The sequence below is a fragment of the Paenibacillus hamazuiensis genome (genome assembly GCF_023276405.1).
Lineage (GTDB): Bacteria > Bacillota > Bacilli > Paenibacillales > NBRC-103111 > Paenibacillus_AF > Paenibacillus_AF hamazuiensis.
Genome location: NZ_JALRMO010000001.1, coordinates 80,707 through 101,936, shown reverse-complemented (window position 1 = coordinate 101,936; position 21,230 = coordinate 80,707). Strand labels below are relative to the sequence as shown.

Below are 21,230 nucleotides of genomic sequence, written 5' to 3'. Positions count from 1 at the left end.
TTTAGGATTTATTTAGGACGTGTCCTTAATTACATATTATCCATTCCTTTTTCGTATGTCAACTAAATTTATCAAGCCTTCAAAAAGCAAACGCATACATGACAAATATAACCTTTTCAAGTAATATAATATAACATTATATGATAATAAAAATAACTTACATTTCCATAAAATTCCTTATAGAAACAAAGCTGTGGTTTGGCAGCTAACCTTCGCAGCCTAAACGAAAAAAAGCGACGCCCTTATCCGATCTGGATAAAGCAGCGTCGCTTAAAAAACTACAGTTTGTCGCTAATCCGGTAAATGATCCGTGGTCTTCCTGACGCGGAGTGACCTTCTTCGCCGATTTTGACCGCGACTCCAGCATTCTCCAATTGATTCAAAATTCTGCGGGCCTGCCGCGGTGTGATCTTGAAGTGCTGCGCGATCTCCATTGATGAGATTTCTCTGCGTTCAAGCTTGTCCAGCAGATGGGATATTTTGGCGAGAGTTTTCGGGCTTATGCCTGCTTCTTGCGCAATCTGAACCATATCCCCTACGAGCTGGTAGTTATAAGTCATGGCCGCCTCATTATCGAGCGGACCGCTCACCTCACCGTTTAAGGAAGCGAAATAAGCACAATCCCCTCCCTCGTCCTGCGCGTGCTTCAGGGCGATTTTGGCATGCATCTCCGCTTCGATTCCGGTCAAGCCTTCACCGATGCCGACACTGATTCGGACGGGCAAATTCTCAAGCACCCGTTCGGGGATCGGATTGATCAGCCTGTCTTCCGTATATTTCTTATAAGCTCCGTGTGTGGTCACCAGGAAAAAGGAGTCCCGGCCGAGCGCGGTGAACGCGCCTTCAATATCACGCGCGTAATCGAGCAGCCGCTTGTGAAGCTCCAATTGAATTTGCTGGGCAGCGTATTCGGAACCGAGATAATGGACCAGATTGTTAAATTGATCGATTTGGATCAACTGAATCAGGATTTGGCCTTTTTGGGCATCTTTCAACATTCCGACCTGTATCGCGTTATCGATGCAAGATCTTATCGTAGATCGGGTCGGTCTGATCCGGAAAACGGGCACATTGTTTTTTTGCAGAAAGCCCATAGTGGCGCTTAATGTCGTAATGGCGGCATCTATTTTGCCCGCCTGCCACAGGTCCAGGTGGAACCGCCCCCACTCGTCCGGTTCTTTGTAGACCGTGTTCATATATACTTCTTCAAACGGCAGCTCCATTTCCTGAAACGCTTCCCGGACATCTTGCTCGGACAAAGTATCGATACTGATTCTAAGCGGGCGAATGGCATGGTGATAGTTCATTTCAAACAATGTCCGGTATAAAGCGGTTCCCGTATGCGGTATATAAAGCAGCGGCTTGGAATTCTCGATCCGGCTGGAGCGGACCAATTGGTAAGGAACCTCACCCGATACCAGAATGACGTCCGCTTCCTGCTGCTGGGACGCGATCAATTCCACGGTTTCCCGTACATCCTCGTAAGGTTGGAATTTCCAAGCGACATCCTGATATGCGGCAGACTCTTGCCGGATTGCATGAAGCGAATCGTTTGGCCCGATAACCGCTATTCGAATCGATTTTTTTCTAGCCATTGCCGCCCTCCCAACCTATAGTAACCGCCAAAAATCGTAGACTTGCGCCCTTTTCATAACAGTATGTATTTAAGTTTTTTGTGCCCATATAACAGTTCGATACGTCTTCGCAAAGTCCTTTTACCCGTAATAAGGACATGTCCATAATTAAAGATATTAATATTAATTTCAGGTGGTGTCAACTAATTGGGGAGATCTATCTGTAAATCCATGGATTTACAAAGGCAACTGAACAAGTCATGTAATAAAAGCAGCATGGCCGACAGCAACCATGCCGCTTCTATTGAGGTGATCGCTCCGTTAGATGTCCTCTTTTCCATCTTCTCCATCTTGTTTTTGATCGCCTTCAGAGGTTATTTCGCGAAGCTCGAACGTATGGATGAATTCTTGAATAATCGTATCGACCGCTTTTAATTCACCGCTGATCACTTGTTTGATGGATTCGTATTCGGGTTGATTCAGCTGCTGCAGCAAGGTCGAACGCCTTACGTTCAGCTTCTCCAGAAACGCGATGGCTCTGCTGCGCCGAAAGGTTTGCGCGCTTTGGAACCGCAGTTCGCCTTTGTCGGCATGTTCATGCCCTCTATGGCCGTGATGTCCTTTATGACCGTGATGCCCTTTGTGACCGTGTTTGCCTTCGCGCATAAAAGATTACCCTCCTTATCGTATACAAACGTATACATAATGCCTCACGTATACAAATGTATACGATCGCAAACCGGTTGTCAATAAGCTGCAATACCGAACGGAGCCCGTTCCGAAAAAAATCAGTTTAGCGATTTAGACCGAAGTCTAATGTGCTAGAATATGTTTATGTCTGCTAACGAGTTGTACAAGTATATTGGAGGAGGTTTATATATTTTATGGATTACAGGAATGTGCTTGAATCCGATTACATACCGGTCATTTCAGTAATAGATACTTGGTGGGGCGGCCGGCATATGGCCGACATGCTGCCCAAACTATTCTTTCAACATTTTCAAGACACAAGTTTTGTCGCCGAACAAGACGGTCAAATCATCGGTTTCTTAATCGGATTTGTCTCACAAACAATTCCGACTGAAGCGTACGTTCACTTTATTGGCGTGCATCCCGATTGCAGGAAAGATGGAGTTGCGAAACATTTATATCAGATGTTCTTCGAAAAGGTTCGTGAGAAGGGCTGCAACGCAGTTCGCTGCGTCACTTCTCCGGTGAACAAAACATCAATAGCTTTTCACACACGTATGGGATTCCGGATTGAAAAAGGAACCGGTATGGTTGATGATATACCGGTTACAATCAATTATGACGGGATAGGACAAGATCGAGTCCTATTTGTAAAAGAACTGTGACTGGCAGGAACATGCTAATAGGGCATCCAATTTGGATGCCCCGGCGTTTGTAATCCGCATAGGTCCCATCGTCACAAGCATATGCACGTGCGGGTTGAAATTTAAGGCTGTCGAGATATTCTCGACAGCCCCATGGCATCCTGCCCGATGTCCGATTGCCGTTCAGTGCCGGCAAAAGGTTTACCGTATTTCTCTCCCCGCATCATACAGGAGGTCCAGCATTTTTCCGATAATGGCTGCAGCCTCCTCCCGGGAAATCGGATTGTTTGCCCGGAACGTGCCGTCCGGGTATCCGTCCAGAATGCCGCTTTCGAACAAGCTGCCGATGTACGGCTTCGACCAGTCGGGCAGCGCCGGTTCATCGCTGAACGGCAGCTTGCTCAGGTCGCTTTGGCGGATCACCTCCTGCAGCATCCTTCCTGCCACCGCAGCCGCTTCCGCTCGGGTGATCGGACGTTCCGGCTCCAAATAGGCTCGTCCTTCGATGGACGTACCGGTGATCCATCCCCGGTCTATGGCCGCCGCCATATAAGGCTGGGCCCATGCCTGCACATCGCCGGCATCCGCAAATCCGCTCTCGGCCAAGCTGCCGGCCGTTGCCACCGTTCCGGCTACGCCGGCAAGCAGCTTCACGAGCTCCTGCCGCGTGATGGAACGCTCGGGTTCGTACCAATTCCGTCCGTCGTGGCTCACGCCGTTTACGACACCGATGGACGCCAGCCGGTTCACGTGATCCGAAGACCAACGATCCTTCATGTCCGCAAACTCAGGCAGGCCCGAATTCGAAAGCAGCGCGTACTTGCTGAAATGCTTCAGCCGCGCCGTTACAGTATGCGACGCCGGATCCAATTCGCCGCCGACATACTCCCATCGCTTGCTCCGTTCGTTGTACCAGTAGATGGCCAACGACTCCACGTTTACAGTCCCGGCGGGATCGAACCTCACTTTCAGCCGCGCCGGCTGCGTCAACCGAATCGGCTTGTCGAACTTGAATTCGTACATCGAGCCCATCACCTTGATCGTGCCGCTCTCGTAGGCTGACGGATTCTTAATCCGCCCGATGCCGAGCCCGACCCGATCCTTAGTGTTCATCTTCGGCAAAGTGAGCTCCGTCCGCTCGTCGATCGTGATGACGGTGTCCTGCTCCGGGGATAGGAAAGCGGACTTTATAAACTGTACGTTGCGCTCGTTTTCGATGATCGCTTTGATCATCTGCTCGAAATCGTTCGCCCCCGCCTTCGGTGTCCCGGCTTCCTTAACCGGAATGTTATCGTTCGATACGCTTGTGCCGGGGCTTCCCGCCGAACCTCCTCCCGAAGGCGAGTCCGAATCGGAATCGCCGTCCGAGCCCGAGCCCAAGTCGGGCTGAGAAGGTTTGTACCAGCCGCCGTAATCGGAGCTTGGCAGTTGGCCCGGGCCGCCGCCCAAAGAGGCCCGTACTTTGACGGTGAGCGCGTCCTCCAGCGCATACTGCTGCGATACGTTGTAGGCTGCCTTCAGAACGATGTCGCCTTCCTGCTTCGCCTCCAGCACACCATCGCCGGAAATACGGCCGTAGGAATCTCCGGCCAGCACGCTCCATGCGACATCGGCATTATCGATCACATATGCCTCGCCTGCCGCATCGATTCCGACAAGCCGGAAAGGCTGGCTGCCGCCCGCCGCGGCGACAAAGCCGCCATTCCCGCCGGTTGTCCCGGCCGATCCGTTCCCTGAGCTTGCGGGGTGAATTTCCACCCGGTCGAACGTCTCCACTTTCCCGTTCGTGACATCGGCTTCGTACACCGAACGGTTCCCCGCCGCGTCTTCCGCGGTCACGTTCAGATGCCGCTTCATATATCCGGTCATCTGCAGGTCTGCCGTAAAAATTCCGCTCTCCCCGACATCGACCTGCTTTCCGTTCACCGTCACCCGGCTATCCGCTTCCGCCATGCCTTTCACCAAAATCGTGCCATTGTCGTTCGGCATGACCCCGGGCCCCGGACTTTCCAGTTTCAATTCCGGCGCCGCGGTGTCGGCAACGATCTTGATGCCTGCCGCTGAGGAGTCTCCATGCTCGTTTACAGCGCGCACGGAAATCATATTGGCGCCTTCCTTCAAGGTGACGGCCTCCTGCCGGTCCGTTCCGGCAACGCTGCCCAAATCGGCATTTTCCGCCAGCATATCCATCGTCACCGTTTGATCCGAATGCACCTTCACCTGCACCGAGCTGCGGTTCACCAAGTAGTAAAGTCGGCCCTGTTCGTCGTATGCTTCTTGGAAAGGCCCATCCGCCGCATCCAGACTGATCGTGAGCTTCGCCGGACTAGGCTCGGGCAAATATACGCCGATGGAGCGAGCCTGGCCGCTGAAATGCTTGCGGCCTTCTGCCGACTTGTACGCCGTCACCGCTACTTGGTAGGTTACCCCCGGCTTCATGCCGATCTGGCGGCCCGTCTGGTCCACGAAAACTCCGCCTACGTAAGCTTCGCGCTGATCGCCCTTCACGTCGATCACACCGGCTCCCTGGACAGGCTGGCCCGCGGCATCCAGCAGTTGGATGTAATAGCCGTCGGCAGACTCGTTCATGCTCCATTGCACATGAAACACGCCGTCCCCCACAGGCGCCGCCGTCACCGCGGACGGAGCGGCCGGCTGATAAGGGTCTGTCACTTGCACGGTGTTCGTGCTGTATCGGCTGTCATAATTGGTTCCGTCCTTGGAAACAACAGCCCGGATATAATAGGAGCCTGTAGGCAGAGACGACGGCAGCGTCAGCTCCGCGGCGCCCGCATTCACGTCCAGTCCCTCCGTCAGCAAATGTCCCGGGTCCTTCTCATTGTTTTCGCTGATGTACAGACTGACCTTCTCGTCCTGCACATGGTCTCCCTGCCAGCTCACGCGAACCTTGTGATCTCCTGTCGTTTCGGCGCTCACCGACTTCAGGGAAGGCGGGATCGCGACATTGAGCAGTGCCGATTGGATCGGGCGATCGGAGACGACTTTCCAGTCGCCCGATTGCGGGTTGACGACGGAAACGTACATTTTTTGCTCCAAAGTCCCGGACTCGCTGACGTCGGCAGGAATTTCCTGAACCCGGAAGTTCTCATTCTCCTGAAGCGCATAAGGCCGGCCCGCCGGATCGGTTACTTGAACGTTTGGCACGGCACCGCTATACGTCAGCTCCAGCAGCGCGATCTCCTGGTTGCCGATATGTATCGTGTGCTGCATCTGGCTCGCATCGGCCAAGATAGCCGAAGGTCTGAAATCGCTCGACGCGTACCGCGCCCCCGATTCGGCGATCCGACGGATGTTGCTGCCGAAAATGAGAGTCCCCGTCGGCTCCCCGGTCGCTTCGTCAAAATACACTTTCCGTCCGATCCCTTGCGGCTCGAGGAACAGATCTTCCGCTCTCGACGAGGCGAGTTTCGGCATGCTGTCGCCCCAAATATATTTGAACGAGATAGGAATCTGCAGGAAATGCACCTTGGCGTAAACCTGTTCGGTGCTGAGCTGACCCTCGCCTCCCGCCAGCGCTAACCCGCCGATGATCGGGATTTTTTTGGGTACCTGTACTTCAATCTTACCGCCTCCGGCAAGCGAGACCGGACCAAACAACCCGTGTTTGGATGAATCGAAAGCAAACACCGCGTACACTTCTCCGGTAATGACATCAAACACTTCCAGCTTGGCGCCGGCTTTTAGCGACACGCCGAATTTTTCCAGGGAATCCTCCACCGAAATGCTGCCGTACACTTCCTTCAGCAGCTTGAACTTGGCGATTTCCAGTTCCCCGGAAAACTCAATGCCTCTCATCGACATTTGCAGCGTCAAATTGTCGCCCTTGACCACCTTCGAGATATCGAAGCCGCCGACCATCACCAGTTGAAGCGGCGGCAGCACGTTGAAATTGCCGGTCACGGTATCGTATAAATTGCGGAAGCCTCCGCCGCCTTTGTTAATGTAAGCGACGACCGACGGCGGGACCAACGGGATGCCCGGCTCCGCCCCGACGACAAATACGAAATTGTCGGGCACCGGGATGTTTCCGCCGGTAAACCGAAGCGTAAACAAACCGTTCAGCTCCACCACCTGAAACTGGACATTGGCTTCTATCTCGTACTTCCGGTCAAAGGTGTCGATGGCGATCCTTCCGCTCGCGCCGAGATCCATCCCCGGCACAAGATCTTTCGGCAACCCCGCTTCTCCTTCCGCCCTCAAACCCAAAAGGCCGTAGGAACCGCGTCGGCCGAACGGATCGTCCGCAGGGCGGATTCCGAACCTGGCCTCGTCAACCGATACGCTGACGACGGAATCGTCGTCGTCGTCCTCCTCGTCCTCTTCTTCGCCGCCGGATCCTTGCGAACCGTTCCCGTTGTTTCCTTGATTCCCGTTTTTTGAACCCGTTTGGCCGCCTCCTCCCCCGCTGCCTCGAGAGCCATTTCCGCTTGGAGAGCCGCCTGTCGATGAGTTTTTCTTCTTATCCTGGAACATCCCGAAGTCCAACGACAGCGAACCCCCGAACGAAACCGATTTGTCGCCGATGACCGCGTTTTTGATTTTGACAGGGAAAAAATCCATCTGCTGTATAACCGAGACGCTTTTAAAGGCGGACCAAACGATTTCGATAGGCGTTTCGCCGGCGTCCTCGTTCGCCTCCAGCGAGTAATGCTCGCCATCCTCCATCTCGATGCTGAAATCGCCGAACACAAACGGGAAGCTCGGAATGGACAGCATCCCGTTGCCTGTGATGGAAATATAGTCGCCTCCGTGGGCTAAATCGCGCGGTTGTTTTTGCACTACCATCCTCTGCGACTGTTCGCCGTAAAGTTTCTTGAGATCGCTGTTCGTATCGAAGCGAAGCACCGAATTGACGGAAGTGCCCGGCTGCAGCTCATACGCGCGCCCGTCGCTGAATGCGAGCTCCTTGATCTCGCCGCGCAGCTCCAGCAGGATCCGCTTCGAGCCTTGGTACTGCCCTTTCAGCCGGGCAAGCGCCGCTTCGTTTTCCACAGGCACCGCATCGTAGCTCTCGCCGTCGCCTACTACCAATAAAATGCCGTAGCTTCTGGACTTGTACTTCTCATCCGTCGTCAATTCGATCGATTTTTCAAACGAACCGTAGCTTCCTGTTGAAATGCGAAGCTTATAGGAACCCGGTTCCAGCTTGTCTTTCCCGGTCCAACCGGCATCGTTCAAAGGGATGCTCATGCTTTTGTCATCGTTAATCGTTATATCCGCGATAGGAATCGTATAAGCGTACTGGTCGCGCTCCCGGATCAGCTGGACCTGCCATTCCGCGGAGCCCTTAAGCGCTTCGTAGCCTGTCCCCTTTACGGCGATCGATTTCCGATTGTCGTACATGTAGAGCTTTTTCGGAGAAATGTCGAGCACCTGCATGCTCGGCTGCTGGCCTCTAAGCGCAGGCAGGATGACATAGTCCGTCTGTAAAATTTCTTCTTCCCCCTGCGCCTGGACGGACAGCTGATACCTCGCCGCCTTGAGCGATTGCTGGGGCCTCGCCTTCACCTGCCAAGACAGCGACTTCGTTTCGCCGACGCCGACGGCGGCAAGCGATTTGGTCGCTTTTTCCCCATCGGCAAAATCGAGCTCCTGCGGGAGCCGGACGGTCGCCGCTACATTCGTCAACGCCCTGGCATTCGCATTCGCGTTGTCGAGCTCGGCCTGAATCGTAAAGATTTGTTCGTTATATCCGTCCTTCGCCGCATTGAGCGTCAGCTTTTCAGGGGAGAAGATCTGCAGGTTATACGCCGCTTTCTGCAGCGATGTGAAGAAGCTGCCCAAGCCGTAATACGTTTCATAGCTCCGCTCCTCCCCTCCCTTGAGGACGGCCGGATTCCAATAAAGCGCCACGGCGCTGTCCGCCGTCTCGTATTTATTGTACTTGCTCGTAAAGTCGAGCTCCGGATTCACCGCATATTCCCACTTCGTATCGGAGATGCCGTTCCAGTGCGCTACGATCATCCGGTCCGGACTCTCGTTGCCCCATCCGCTCAGGAGCCCGTAGGAGATCACCTTCGGGGCGAGCGGGTCGTCAACCGCCTTCCAATAAGCAGGAAGGTTATCCAGCACCGTTTCCTTTTGAATATACTGACTGCCGCCCGATATCATCAGCGGCGAAGCGTCATCCGCGCCAAGCATCGTATCGAGCAAAATCCGCGAGCCTACGCTGGCGTCTTCGGCCGACGTATTTTTTACCTTGTAAGCGATCTTGACATTGCCCACATTCGGATTGGACGAGTCGCCCGACAGCGTAATCGTCTGCGTGATCGTCAGCCCGGCAACATGCCATACCGACTGATTGGTCAGGCCCTGCGTAACCGGACTGTAGGTAAAGGAGCCGTCCGTGCCCAAAAATCCGTACGGATTGCCGTAAATATAATCTTTGCCGTTAATTCGAAACGTGGTAAAGGAGGTCTCCGGCACCTTATGTTCAAACAGCAGAGGTTTGTTGCTGTCGCTGTCTCTGAGCGGCGAACCTTCCTTGGTGCTGACGCTGAATCTTCCCGTATCCTTATGGACCGAGACGGCCACGAAATCGTTATTCATGGCCATCTTCTTCTCTTCACCTGCGGCATGTATAATGCCGGCAGCCGATGAAAGAGACAAAAGCACGCTCAAACCTGCCGATATCCATTTTTTTATCATGCGAATCCCACATTTCCTCCGGCTTTTTTAAGGTTGAACAAACATGTACACATAAAACAGCTTCTTCTGCCGCTCCTGGTCCTGCACCAATATCGTATAATACCCGCTTCGGTCTGCGGTGAGCGAACCGTTTTCCACAAACCGGTCGACCGTTTTGAAATCGCCGATCGTTTTCTTGCCGTACGCCCACTTGGCTGTGACATCGCCCTGCACACCGAACAGGTCCAGCTTCACGGTCCGCCCGTACACAATCACTTCATCTTTATTGGGGCCCGAGCCGTTGACAAACACGTTCAGGCCGCTTCCGCCGCCAATCACTCGCGCTTTCCGGACGATCGACGCCTTATTTCCCGCCCGGTCGGTTACCATGTACGTCATGTCGTATTCGCCCTCCTGGGACGTGTTCACCTGGTGCTGAACAGTTACGTTCGCGGTCACATCGCCGTCGATCGCATCGGCAGCCTTTACGTCCGCCCCGGGGTTTACCTGATCGCCGACACGCAGCAGCAGCATCTCGCCGCCGGCGAACTCCATAATCGGTGCCTCCCTGTCGATGTTGCTCACTTCGATCCTTTCGGAAATAAGGTTGTTCAGGTTGTCTTTTGCTTCCAGCCACTGAACGCCGTTTGCCTTGAACACGAATTGATTGCTGCCGTTATTGTTTAAAATGGTCAGCGGCCTGTCCGACTGGACGGCGACCGTCACATCGTCCCGCGTGGGCTCCGTCGTGCTGTAGGCCAGCGTCACCTTCGGCTTCGATTTGTCGATGTTGCCGACGACAGCTTCAATCTCCGCCATATTGCCTGCCAAGTCCCGGATCGTAAACGTGAACCGGCCGTTGTCCGTGAACACGTATTGGTTTTTCCTGCCGTTATTTAGCACGAGAACAGGCTCGTTCGCCGTGACGGTCACAATCACCTGATCTTTCGTCTGCTCCTTCGTGCTGTAGGCGAGACCGGGTATCGGCGGGGTTCTGTCGATGTTATCGACCTTGGCCTTTACCGTCGATTCGTTGCCTGCATAGTCCTTTAGGATGAAGGAAAATTCCCCGTTGTCCTCAAAATCGTGCACCGGTTCCCCGCCGTTATTGACGACCGTGACCGGCTCGCTCGCCAGCAGCGTTGCCCGAACTTTGGCATTCGTCGGGCCTGTGGCCGAATACTGAATTTGCGCCGTCGGCGCCACCTTGTCGATTCGGTTCACGACAGCCGTTACCGTGTTCCGGTTGCCCGCCGCATCCGCGATTTCAAACTGAAACTGACCGTTGGAAGTGAACGTATGCTGCGTGCTGCCTTCGTTGTTCAGTATCCGGACAGGTTCTCCCGAATTGTCGGCGCCGCTCAGCGTAACGGTCACGTCCCGGTTCGTCCAATTGACGGTGCTGTACGTAAGCCGCGCCGTCGGCGGCTCGCGGTCGATCCAATCCACAAGCGCCGTCGCCTGGCCTTCATTTCCGGCGGCATCCCGATAGAAAAACGTATAGGAGCCGTTCGCTGTGAAAGTATGTTGGTTGCTGCCGCCGCTGCCGATGATCGTCACCGGTCTCGTTTCGTTGTCGAAAGTCAGCGTTGCGGTGACATCGCGATTCGTCCAGGAGGTTTCGCTGTAGGTCAGCACCGAATGCGGCGGATCCTTGTCGATGGTATCCACGCTTGCCGTCAGCTCGGCCGTGTTGCCCGCTTCGTCCCGGAAACGGAAGGTGAAGCTCCCGTTCTCCGTAAAGACGACCGTGTCGCTGCCGCCATTATTCAAAATCGTTACGTTCGAAGCATCGTCTTCAGCCACCAGCTTGACCGTAACGTCCGAGTTGGTCGGATTTTTAGTGCTGTACACAAGTTTGCCCTTCGGCGCCGTCTTGTCAATCCGGTTAACCAGCGCGCTGCCACCGTTTTCGATGCCGGTATCCAGATCGCGTATGAAATACTTCAGCTCGCCGTTCGTATTAAACCGGTACACCGCTTGCTTGATAATCGGAGTGTCCAAGCTGTAGACCGATTCGGTTACCCTCCCGGAACCCGCGCCATAGACGGAGCCGGCGACGGTGGCCGAGCCGGCGGCGCGATAAACCGATCCGCTGACGCTGCTGCCATCTTCAGCGATCAGGCTGAGCAGCTCCGCATCGCCGGTCGCCGTCAGGTTGAATAGCCCCCGCGGGGGATTGCCCGCAACGCTGACCGTAACCTTTACAGGGCCGCTTGTCCACGTGTTCGGTTCGAGCGTCACTTGCGCCGACGGCACGCTCGCATCGATGAAATCGACGACCGCCGTTGTCGTTCCCCGGTTGCCCGCCTCGTCCCGGAATTCAAACGTAAAGCTGCCGTTCTCCGTAAACGTATGCTCCCGGCTTCCGTCCGCAGGGCTGGTGACAGTCACGTTTCCCGCGATCTCCAGCATCGCGGTTACCGGGCCGGCGGTCCGGTTCGTCGTGCTGTAGCGAATGCTTCCGGACGGCGGCGTGTTGTCGAGCGCAAAATAGGAGCTGTGCCCTACCCTTTCGTTGCCGGCCTGATCCGCCGCTTTGACCCACAGATACCAGTAGCCGTCCACAGCGGAAAGCTGCGCGGTCTCACCATTGCCGATCGGCAGCCACAAGTCCTCCGCCGGCTCATGCTCCCCGTCCTGGGACCATCGGATATATAGTTTAAGGTCCTCGTCAGACGTGTGATCGTCCTTCGCATATACGACCGTGTTTGCCGATTGCGCCGGTTGCGTGCTGCCGTTTACAGTAAACCCGAATTCCGGCAGCGTCTTGTCGATATTGTTGACGGTAACCGAAAACGAATTTCGGTTTCCGGCCAAATCCTCGATGTCCAGCGTGTACGTGCCGTTTCGGTCGAACATTACCACCGGCCCTGTCTGACCGATAATTTTGATCTGTCCGGAAGGCGTCTGGTTATCCTGCAGCTGTACCGTTACCCGGACCGGGCCGTTCGTCCACCCGGTCGGTGTCTGCGCCAGACTCGCCACCGTCGGCGGTGTCTCATCGTAGGTGACGGTGGCAGGCACCTCGGCGCTTTCATTGCCCAGCGAGTCTTTGAATTTTACATAAATGGTGTGGACACCGTCCGTCTTGGGAATGATCGCGTTCAACGCCCCGTTTCCGGTAAAGGATTGCCATTCGCTCCAAAGCTGGTCGTCGATTTTAACGGCGGCTCCGGTTACTTGCGACGTGTCCTCGGCGAACAGCACAACCTGCACATTCTCCTGGTTCGTATATTCGCCGGCGATGCTCGCCGTGCCGACCGGACCCTGGTTGTCCAGTAAAAACGCGCCGCTGTGCGCCGTGTAGCTGTTGCCTGCATCGTCGGTCACGATCGCATGAACGTAATAAGTCCCGGTAAAATCGGCCAAATTGATGACCCCGTCGCTTGTCGTCACCCAGCCGGTTTCGGTGCCGGTCAGATCGGCCTGTTGTGTGACAATATATTTCATCGAAGCCGTATCGCCCGGCGTTCGCAGCTCTACGGTAAAGGAGCGTGCCGGTGCTCCTCCGCTGCCGCTTGGGCTAAAAAAGCTTTCCGGCGGCGTATTGTCGAGCATGAATCCGGCTTGAGCGTCCACCGTATAGCCGACGTTGCTTTCCGCCGGATATGCCGGATTGTCTGTCGCTTTAATGAACAAGTAGTAGGTCCCCGACACATTCGCCGGCGTCGAAATCATTTTCGTCGGCTCTCCCGTCCCGTCATAGAAAAGCGTCCAGTCGGTCGGCTGCAAATCGGCCCGTTCCGACCATCCGTAATAGGCGGGACCCAGCGTTCCTTTCGCATCCTCCAAGGTCACCTCCACTAGATGAGTCCGGGCCGGCTGATCGATTCCGCTGTAGCTCAGCGTCACTTTCGGCGGCGTCGTATCGACGATAAACCGGCTTTGACTGTTCCGGGTAATTGCGTTGCCGGCCTTGTCCCTGGCCGTCACGGACAGCACATAGGAGCCTTCCGCGGCGGGAGTGGTCACATCGCTGCCGCTGCTGATCGTGCCGCCGCTCACGACCTTCGGCTTGCCGGTCGCGCCATCGATTGCATCAGCGTCGCCCCAGGAATAATCCAGCGTATCCAGCCCGGACAGCTCGTCGGATGCGGTCACCCTCACCGTGTGGATATGACGGGCCGCTCCCCCCTCGGCCGACAGTTGAATCGCAGGCGGCGTATTATCGAGCAAAAACGAAGCGGCCTTGGTCGTCTCATTTCCGATGGTATCGACCGCTCTTGCATGCAAATAATACATTCCGTTTATATCCGACCCGGCAGGGGCGCACAGGAACGCCCCGCTGGGCACCATATCGGTCACGCCGGACCATGCCGGTTCGCCGTCGCTTGCATCCCATTTGTAATAGATGCCGCTTAGTCCGATGCCTGCGTCCGACGACGTAATCTGCACGCGGTCCTTAGGGCAGCCTGCCGCGGGAGCGGCGGAAGCGATCGCGATCTCGGGGCCTTGCGTGTCGATGCGGATGTCTTTCTTATCTTTAAAGGCTTGCACGCCCTCAGCCGGGAGCGTAATATCCGACGTGTTGTAGGCCGCATCGCGAATGTATTCGGGGTGAGTCACTCCGCTGATATCCAGATCAGCGACGTCCTCGTTCGGCTGAACGGTATATGTAAACTGCAGCGTATTCGTACCCGAGCCGCTACTATAGGCCGCCGTGGCTCCGTTATTAAGCGTCAGGGAAGGCAACTGCCCGCTGTCAACATAGACGTTCTCGCTAAACTGAAGCTGCAGATTGATCGCCTGTCCCGACTTGTACGCGTAATCCCCGGTTGAACTCGCCATCCCGATCAGCTTCGGCTTAACGGTGTCGATGTGGTAGTTGTGCAGGTTCAGCCATGCGTCCAGATTCGCCGACGGTCCGGGATCGAAGGGGATGCCGTTTCCGTTTCCCCAAAAATTCGTATCATTCCATGCATGCAGCTCCAGCTCGCCGTTGATCGTGTCGGGGGTGACGACGTATTTGAACGTCAGCGTATCCTTGCCGTAACCGTCGACGGCAGGCACATATATCAGTTGATTTTCCGGCAAGGTTACGAGCCATAGAGAAGGAGGACCATCGTCCCAATCCAGCTCCATATTAAATTTGGCATAAATATACAGATCATCCCCCGCTTTAAATCCCCGTCCGCTCGGATAGCTCGTAATATTGGACGTCATGGACAAAAGCTGCAGGCTCGTTGCCGCCCGCACCGGCTTGTCCGCCGTGAAGCAGCTCCCCAGGAGCGTAAGCAAAATGGCCAACGCGAAAATCTTTCTCAAGTTCACTCACCCTTTTGCAAAATGAATAGCGAATCAGGGACCTCCAACAGTAAAGCGGTCCAAAATCAGTCTATATGAACGTTCTCTCAAAATTCTCACAAACTAACGTCGACTCTACATATTTGCCAAAAAAGAAAAAGTCGACCATCTAGGCCGACCTTTTTCGGATTGCGGTATATTTTGCAGTTGGGATTACTGGGAGCAGCAGGTTTGATACCAAATTTGGTTCTCGGACTGTTCGTTGGCGTCTGGGTGAGCCGAATGTCCTTCAACAGGTGCTGGTCTTCACAGACATGGCTCGAATACTGCTTCTCGGTTTGATTCCGGTCCTGAACGCGTTCGGAATCTTGAACATGTGGCATCTATACGCGATAGTGATATTGGCCGGCGTTTGCAGTCTCTTTGAAACTGTGACGGCGCAATCTTTCGTCCCATGTCTTGTTCCGCGAGACCAACTGTTTTCGGCCAACAGTGCGCTCATGCTGAGCAATACTACAGTGAACACGATTGGATCGACTGTCGGCGGGTTCCTGGTCACGATTCTCACGGCCCCCCTTGCTATCGTAGCGGATGCAGTTTCGTTCTTGCTTTCCGCGCTTTTCAAAGCTCGAATTCGTACCTCGTACATGTCCACCGTCCAAAGCGATATGCAGCAGAAACAACCTATGTGGGCAGAAATATTCGAAGGTCTGCCCGCTCACTGCACGAGTCGGACTGGGCCCAGCCTATATCATAGGACAGATCGTAGCAGCCACCGCGGGAATTGTACTTGCGACGGTCAGCGGCCCTTCTTTATTGGCGTTTGTTATTACAGCCTTTGCACAGGTCTTACGTGGAACCGGACCATCTCTCTACGGCATCCCCCAGCAAACCTTACGGCAGACCTTGATCGTCCCCGAACTTCTTTCCTGGGTAATTGCTACCTGGCGATTCCTCGTTTACGGAATGCAGCCCGTAGGCGCACTACTCGGCGGACTGCTCGGATCAGCTATCAACCTGCGCGCCACCATGATTATCAGCAGCGTAGTCATATTCTTGGGTATCACGATTGCACCGAGTTGCAGATTTTGGATGCTTTATTGTCCAACACTGTTGGCGGCTCTTTTTTAGTGTTTAAATGTCATTTGAAGTACATTCGTTTCTCTTCCAAAATTTCTGGCCACTTTGATAGAAAACAGCTCTCTTTTAACAATCCAATTCGGCGCCACGAGGTACTTTTTGTACATCACATTCGGGGAAACCATGTCAATGTTGATATTTGCGGCAATGTCCTTTGGATCGCCGAACTTGCGCAGTCTCCTATAAATAAAGTGAGACTCGGGCTTAAGCAGCCGGATCAAATACCGGATCATATTTATTATAAAAAGGCAGATAAACGGAGCGCATACGGAAAGCAACGCATTCACATTGTTTTTCAAAGTCCCTGACGCATCCAGTTTAAACGGCAGTACATTGATCGGATCTTTGGAGAATTTTACAACGGCGTCGTATATTTCCTGCTCCTGTACCATCCCATACAAAGTGCCTGATACTTCTCCGGGCTCAAGCTTGTACTTGGTGTTTGCGGTTACCATCAGGTATTTATCCTGCACTTTTACAAAATGCAAATAATAATGGTTGAGTTCCTCAAATCTTTGAACATATTCATTAAAATCGGGCATGTTTCGTTTCAGCGTAATAGGCTGTTCCCCTTCATGCCGGAAAGTAACGTATCTGTTTTTAACCTCCTTAATATCTTTGACAGACGTTATTTCGCTTGCGTCCACCTCGACCGGACCGTTCCAAACATCGCGCAAATCGTTGGAATAGGCAAATAAAATCGCTGTTATGGCCGCAAACATCAGCAAGTTTGCCAGTAAGAAATTCCGGTTGCACCTTCCGATCTCTTTCTCGATAAAAATAACAATCCCCCCTAAGTAGATTCGCTGCGTCAAGTAATATAAATTCGACAAAATCCGCTCTTTTCCTTTTTTTGTCACATTACTCAACTCCATAATTTTCTATGAAGCGAAAATCCTTATGGATTGAACGATATCCTGTATATAGCGGCACCGTCCGTATTCCGCTGATAGCAGATCAGCATTTGGCTGTCTTTGCTCCATATCAGCTTATCTATAAATTGGTTCGATTCTTTATAAATCACTTCATGGTTGACGATTTGATTATCGTTAAGGCTCAATGCGTGTATTTCCGTCCCGTATCCGGCCGTATCGCTTTTTACGACGCTATAGGCCAACTTTTTGCCGTCCTGAGATACGCTCATATCGGTGACTTTCTGATTTTTCAAATCGATCAGCGGCTCCGGAGTATCGCTTTTCATATCGTAAAGGAAAATACCGTACTGATCCTGGAACAAACCTGTCGCCGCCAATTTTGTATCGCCTACTGGAACCGCATCAAAAAACTGCCCCTTCAAGCTGATCTTCGATTGTTTTTTCGTTTCCAGATCAACCGTCAGCAACCGGGTATTGTCATTGTTGTAGTACAAACATACCGTTCGGCCATCTTTTAACTGGGTTAAACTCAGGGACGTTTTCGGATTTTTCCCGGCGAACTCTGAGATTTTCAGCAAATCTTCCCTCTTTCCGCTTTTTGCATCCTGAACGAACAAATAATCGTCCATGCCTATGAATCGGATGCCGTCAGGCAGCCATTGGGCGGAAAATGTACCGTCAAGCGCATATAGCTTTTTGTTTGCCGCGGCATCGTACACATAGGTTACGTTCAGCTTATCGTCCGTCCCTATGTAGGAAACGAGTATCATTTTACCGTCGGCGGAGACGCTGATGCTGCTGCTTCTTACTTGGTTTTGCTGATCGGGGTCACCGATGATCATGTTTTTGGACATGTCGTAAAAGCCTGTTTCAACCGAATATTTCATTTGCGGATTGGGCCTCGTAAAAACGATCGTATTCATACTCAGGAGATCCGACTCCAGCAAATGGAAGGGAATTGTATATCTTACAATTTTGCTTACGGCAAAAGGATTCTCCTCATTATTTGTCGATTGAACTTTAAAAAGATCCTTGTCGAGTACGGTCAGATAGGAAGCTCCGTCTCTGAAAGACAAGCCGCTTAACCAATGAAAGCCCGCTATAAACGCGCACAGGATCGCTATGAGTACCATCAAACTTCCGAACGATTTCATAAATCCCCACTCCCGAACCGCAAAACGACTTCAGTTCCCTCATTCCATTTGCTTATAATCTCGATATGGCCTTTATGTCTCTCAACGATCTCCTTGACAATGGCCAGGCCGAGTCCCGAACTGCCCAATTCCCTTGATGCCTTTGGGGAGACCCGATAAAACGGATCAAAAACTTTTTCGATCAATTCCTCGGGAATTCCGGTTCCCTGATCCTGCACTTTGATGAAGATGACGTTATGCTGCCGATACGCATGCACATGAACGATTGAATTGACATTCCCGTATTTGATCGAATTGTCTATGAGGTTTATCAATACTTCTTTGAGCCGGTCCTTATCTCCTTGCATGTAAAGCTTGTCCTCGGCATGAGACTCTATGGCGATATTGTATTTTTTTCCTTTGATCATCATCTCTTCGCAAGTTTCTTTGATGAGCCCGCTCAGGTCGACATCGGCGAATTCGTAGCCGAACTTCTTGGAAGACGCTTTGGACAGCTCGATCAGCTCGATAACCATGTTATTGAGCCGATTGCTTTCATTGATGATGCAGGCAAGCCCTTTTCTGGTAAACTCGTCGTCTTTTATCCCTAAATCGGAAATGGCCTGGGCATATCCGGTTATCGTAGTGAGCGGGGTTTTCAGCTCATGGGTCACATTATCGAAAAACGATTTATTTTCCTTTTGCACTTCCTCAAGCTTATCCCTGTCTTGTTTGATGATATCGATCTGCTCCCTGATCTTACGGACCATCATCTTAAACCTGGAGCTCAGATGCCCGATTTCATCCGTTGACGCGATATCGACATCGACATTGAAATTCCCTTCAGCAACTTCTTCGGAAGCTTCCGTAAGCTTCATGATCGGTTTTGTTATTTGTTTGGAAAAAAAGTAAGAGGTCACAAATATGACTGCGAAAATGACGGTGGCAAAAAGGCTGATCATCCGTTTGAATCTTTGGTTATAGTCAAACAGCTCCGTATAGTCTTTATAATATCGCACGATGCCGATGCCGGCTTCTTTAATCGGATACGACAAGCTAACAATCACTTGGTTCCCTGTAAAATTCGTCGTATACGAAACCTCGCCTTCCGTAGCCTTTGACAAATCTTCGGATTGGCCGAGGCCCGCGTAGGGCGCCAAGCCGTAGGAAAGCTTTTGCCCTTTCATATCGTAAATATCCACGGCGCTTCCCACCTGCGCGGTCAGCTGCTTGGATATATGTTCCGCTTCGGAAAGGATGGAAGCTTCGTTTGCCTCCATATTGTTAAATAACAAATACTGGCTCAAATAAATATCGAGATTTTTTTTGATTTCGATCATATCCGCTTTGACGACGCCTTCGGTGTTTTGTTCGGTCGTGTGAAAGGCGGCGTAGGTCAGCACGGAAAATCCTGCGAATACGATGACGGAAACGTACATCAAAATTTTAAACTGAATGGAATATTTCATCAGCATACCTCAGCCAAGTTTGTATCCGATCCCGAAAATCGTTTCAATGACGGATGAATGCTTGTCTTCTTCCAGTTTTTTTCGGATTCTTCGGACATGGATGTCCACCGTTCTGCCGTCGCCTATAAATTCATACCCCCAGACTTGATCCAAAAGCTCCTCCCTCGCGATGACCCTTCCGCGGTGCTCCGCCAAATAGACCAGCAGCTCATATTCTTTATTGGTAAATTCGATTTTGATTCCGTTTTTATAAATCTCGCGTTTCTCCTTGTAAATCTCGATTTCTTCGCCGATTTTCATCGCTTTATACTCGGGATGATCGGCCGCCGCCACGGAAATCAGATCGATCCTTCTGAATATCGTTTTGATTCTCACAATAACTTCCCTGATGTTAAATGGCTTCGTAATATAATCGTCCGCTCCCAGTTCCATACCGAGAATTTTATCGATATCGTCCGATTTGGCGGTGATCATAATTATAGGAATAATGTAATTGGCGGAAATTCTCTTGCACACCTCAAAGCCATCGATGTCCGGCATCATCACATCAAGCAATATCAGATCGGGAGCGAATTCCTGTACGAGCTGCAGCCCTTGCTGCCCGCAATGAGCCGCTTTGGTTTGAAATCCTTCGCTCTTCAGATAATGGGACAAAATATCCGAAATATTCTCCTCATCCTCGATAATCAATATCTTTCTGTTTCCCAACGGGATTCCTCCTGTGTCCATTACAAGATTCTTTCCACTATTATACCATCCCGACCAGGCGGACACATGAACGTGCAAAAAGAGGGGGAGACCCCCTCCAGAGCGATTTGATGGCATATATATTTGTCGCAGCTTACCTTACATGTTCAATATCGATTCCGTTCGTATCGAACAAACTGCCGTCGTCGCTCACATTTTTGTACTCATAGAAGTAAGTGTACAGCAGATCTGTTTTACCGTTCTTTTCTTCATAAATTTCACCCTGCACCGGCAATCCGCTTTCATTCAAGAAAACCGATTCCATGTATGTAGTGTTGAACGCCTCCGATTTATCGGTTCTGGACAGCTTTTTCAGCTCTTTCCCGTCAGCAGTCCGCACCAGGCCTTCGTCCGTCCAGCCTGGTCGCCTTGTGCCCTCTTGGTATTCCTTGATGTACTCTTGTTTTTCGGCCACCAAACCGACGTTCCCGGCATCAGTCAACATGATTTCTCCCCCAACGAGATTGCCGTCCGTATCGGTACCGACTTTGATATACCTTTTACCGTTATCCAGTAAATAACCTCCGCCGACTCTATGGAAGGAATCCGCTCCTTTGACAGGCTCTTTATAATCAAGCCGCTTATTGTGGGTTACAGGATCCGCCCATGTTTCATCTACTGCGGCGATGCTGCCGTCCGGGTTGAGCAAAGTTTTCTTCGTGTACTCGATGATTGCTTTGCTGTCGTTTTGTACGGTCGTGGACACGATAGAAGCGCTTGACGCTTGCACATTGTCTCCGGCGGTTACATTTACTGCCGCAAAGGCAGTAGCGGAAGAGATGGCCATCGCACCGATAATTGCAGCAGGGATCAATACTTTTTTCATAGACTGAACACTCCTATCACTGATTGTTTTTTTATGATGATCATCATGTTCTTATTGTAAAAAATAGTTTTTTCTAACGTTAGAAAAAGTTGTTTCCGACTTGTAAACTATTTCTGCAGGAACAAATCCCCTAAAACCTAAACGACAAAAAAACCACGTTACCTAACGTGGCTTAAGATGCAAATATGAACTTTGCCGCCGCGCCTCGACAGCGCGGCAGCTTAGTTTTTCCCCCAT

Annotated in this window: 10 protein-coding genes; 1 reads left to right on the top strand and 9 read right to left on the bottom strand. The window is 52.2% G+C overall.

Annotation, left to right across the window (positions count from 1 at the left end; translation table 11 throughout):
* Positions 1-278: 278 nt before the first annotated feature.
* Positions 279-1,595 (bottom strand): helix-turn-helix domain-containing protein, encoded by a 1,317-nt coding sequence (locus tag MYS68_RS00370; RefSeq protein WP_248923912.1) that lies wholly within the window; start codon positions 1,593-1,595, stop codon positions 279-281.
* Positions 1,596-1,895: 300 nt separating this feature from the next.
* Positions 1,896-2,240, bottom strand: a complete 345-nt coding sequence (locus MYS68_RS00365; RefSeq protein ID WP_248923911.1) for a hypothetical protein — start codon at positions 2,238-2,240, stop codon at positions 1,896-1,898.
* A gap of 218 nt (positions 2,241-2,458) precedes the next feature.
* Here MYS68_RS00365 and MYS68_RS00360 point away from each other — a divergent pair, with 218 nt between their 5' ends.
* Positions 2,459-2,929, top strand: coding sequence for a GNAT family N-acetyltransferase (locus MYS68_RS00360; RefSeq protein WP_248923910.1), 471 nt, complete (start codon positions 2,459-2,461; stop codon positions 2,927-2,929).
* Between the two features lie 180 nt (positions 2,930-3,109).
* Here MYS68_RS00360 and MYS68_RS00355 read toward each other — a convergent pair whose 3' ends face one another.
* The 7 genes from MYS68_RS00355 to MYS68_RS00325 form a co-directional block, all read right to left on the bottom strand.
* The gene (locus tag MYS68_RS00355) at positions 3,110-9,577 is read right to left on the bottom strand and encodes an S-layer homology domain-containing protein (RefSeq protein ID WP_248923909.1); all 6,468 of its coding nucleotides are present in this window, start codon (positions 9,575-9,577) and stop codon (positions 3,110-3,112) included.
* Between the two features lie 27 nt (positions 9,578-9,604).
* Positions 9,605-14,824 carry an immunoglobulin-like domain-containing protein gene (locus MYS68_RS00350; protein WP_248923908.1) on the bottom strand — a complete coding sequence of 1,740 codons (5,220 nt, stop codon included), beginning with the start codon at positions 14,822-14,824 and terminating at the stop codon, positions 9,605-9,607.
* Positions 14,825-15,930: 1,106 nt separating this feature from the next.
* Positions 15,931-16,803 (bottom strand): hypothetical protein, encoded by an 873-nt coding sequence (locus tag MYS68_RS00345; RefSeq protein ID WP_248923907.1) that lies wholly within the window; start codon positions 16,801-16,803, stop codon positions 15,931-15,933.
* A 38-nt stretch (positions 16,804-16,841) separates the two neighbouring features.
* Entirely contained in the window at positions 16,842-17,972 is a 1,131-nt protein-coding gene (locus MYS68_RS00340) for a hypothetical protein (protein WP_248923906.1), read from the bottom strand.
* Positions 17,969-19,420, bottom strand: a complete 1,452-nt coding sequence (locus tag MYS68_RS00335; protein ID WP_248923905.1) for a sensor histidine kinase — start codon at positions 19,418-19,420, stop codon at positions 17,969-17,971. The genes MYS68_RS00340 and MYS68_RS00335 overlap by 4 nt, the downstream gene beginning before the upstream one ends.
* Positions 19,421-19,429: 9 nt before the next feature.
* Positions 19,430-20,128, bottom strand: a complete 699-nt coding sequence (locus MYS68_RS00330; RefSeq protein ID WP_248923904.1) for a response regulator transcription factor — start codon at positions 20,126-20,128, stop codon at positions 19,430-19,432.
* 133 nt (positions 20,129-20,261) lie between these two features.
* Positions 20,262-20,993, bottom strand: coding sequence for a hypothetical protein (locus MYS68_RS00325; protein ID WP_248923903.1), 732 nt, complete (start codon positions 20,991-20,993; stop codon positions 20,262-20,264).
* Positions 20,994-21,230: the final 237 nt, after the last annotated feature.

Coding starts and splice junctions, on each gene's coding strand:
- MYS68_RS00370 (WP_248923912.1), bottom strand. CDS start 1,595: ATGGCTAGAAAAAAATCGATTCGAATAGCGGTTATCGGGCCAAACGAT.
- MYS68_RS00365 (WP_248923911.1), bottom strand. CDS start 2,240: ATGCGCGAAGGCAAACACGGTCACAAAGGGCATCACGGTCATAAAGGA.
- MYS68_RS00360 (WP_248923910.1), top strand. CDS start 2,459: ATGGATTACAGGAATGTGCTTGAATCCGATTACATACCGGTCATTTCA.
- MYS68_RS00335 (WP_248923905.1), bottom strand. CDS start 19,420: ATGAAATATTCCATTCAGTTTAAAATTTTGATGTACGTTTCCGTCATC.
- MYS68_RS00325 (WP_248923903.1), bottom strand. CDS start 20,993: ATGAAAAAAGTATTGATCCCTGCTGCAATTATCGGTGCGATGGCCATC.
- MYS68_RS00355 (WP_248923909.1), bottom strand. CDS start 9,577: ATGATAAAAAAATGGATATCGGCAGGTTTGAGCGTGCTTTTGTCTCTT.
- MYS68_RS00340 (WP_248923906.1), bottom strand. CDS start 17,972: ATGAAATCGTTCGGAAGTTTGATGGTACTCATAGCGATCCTGTGCGCG.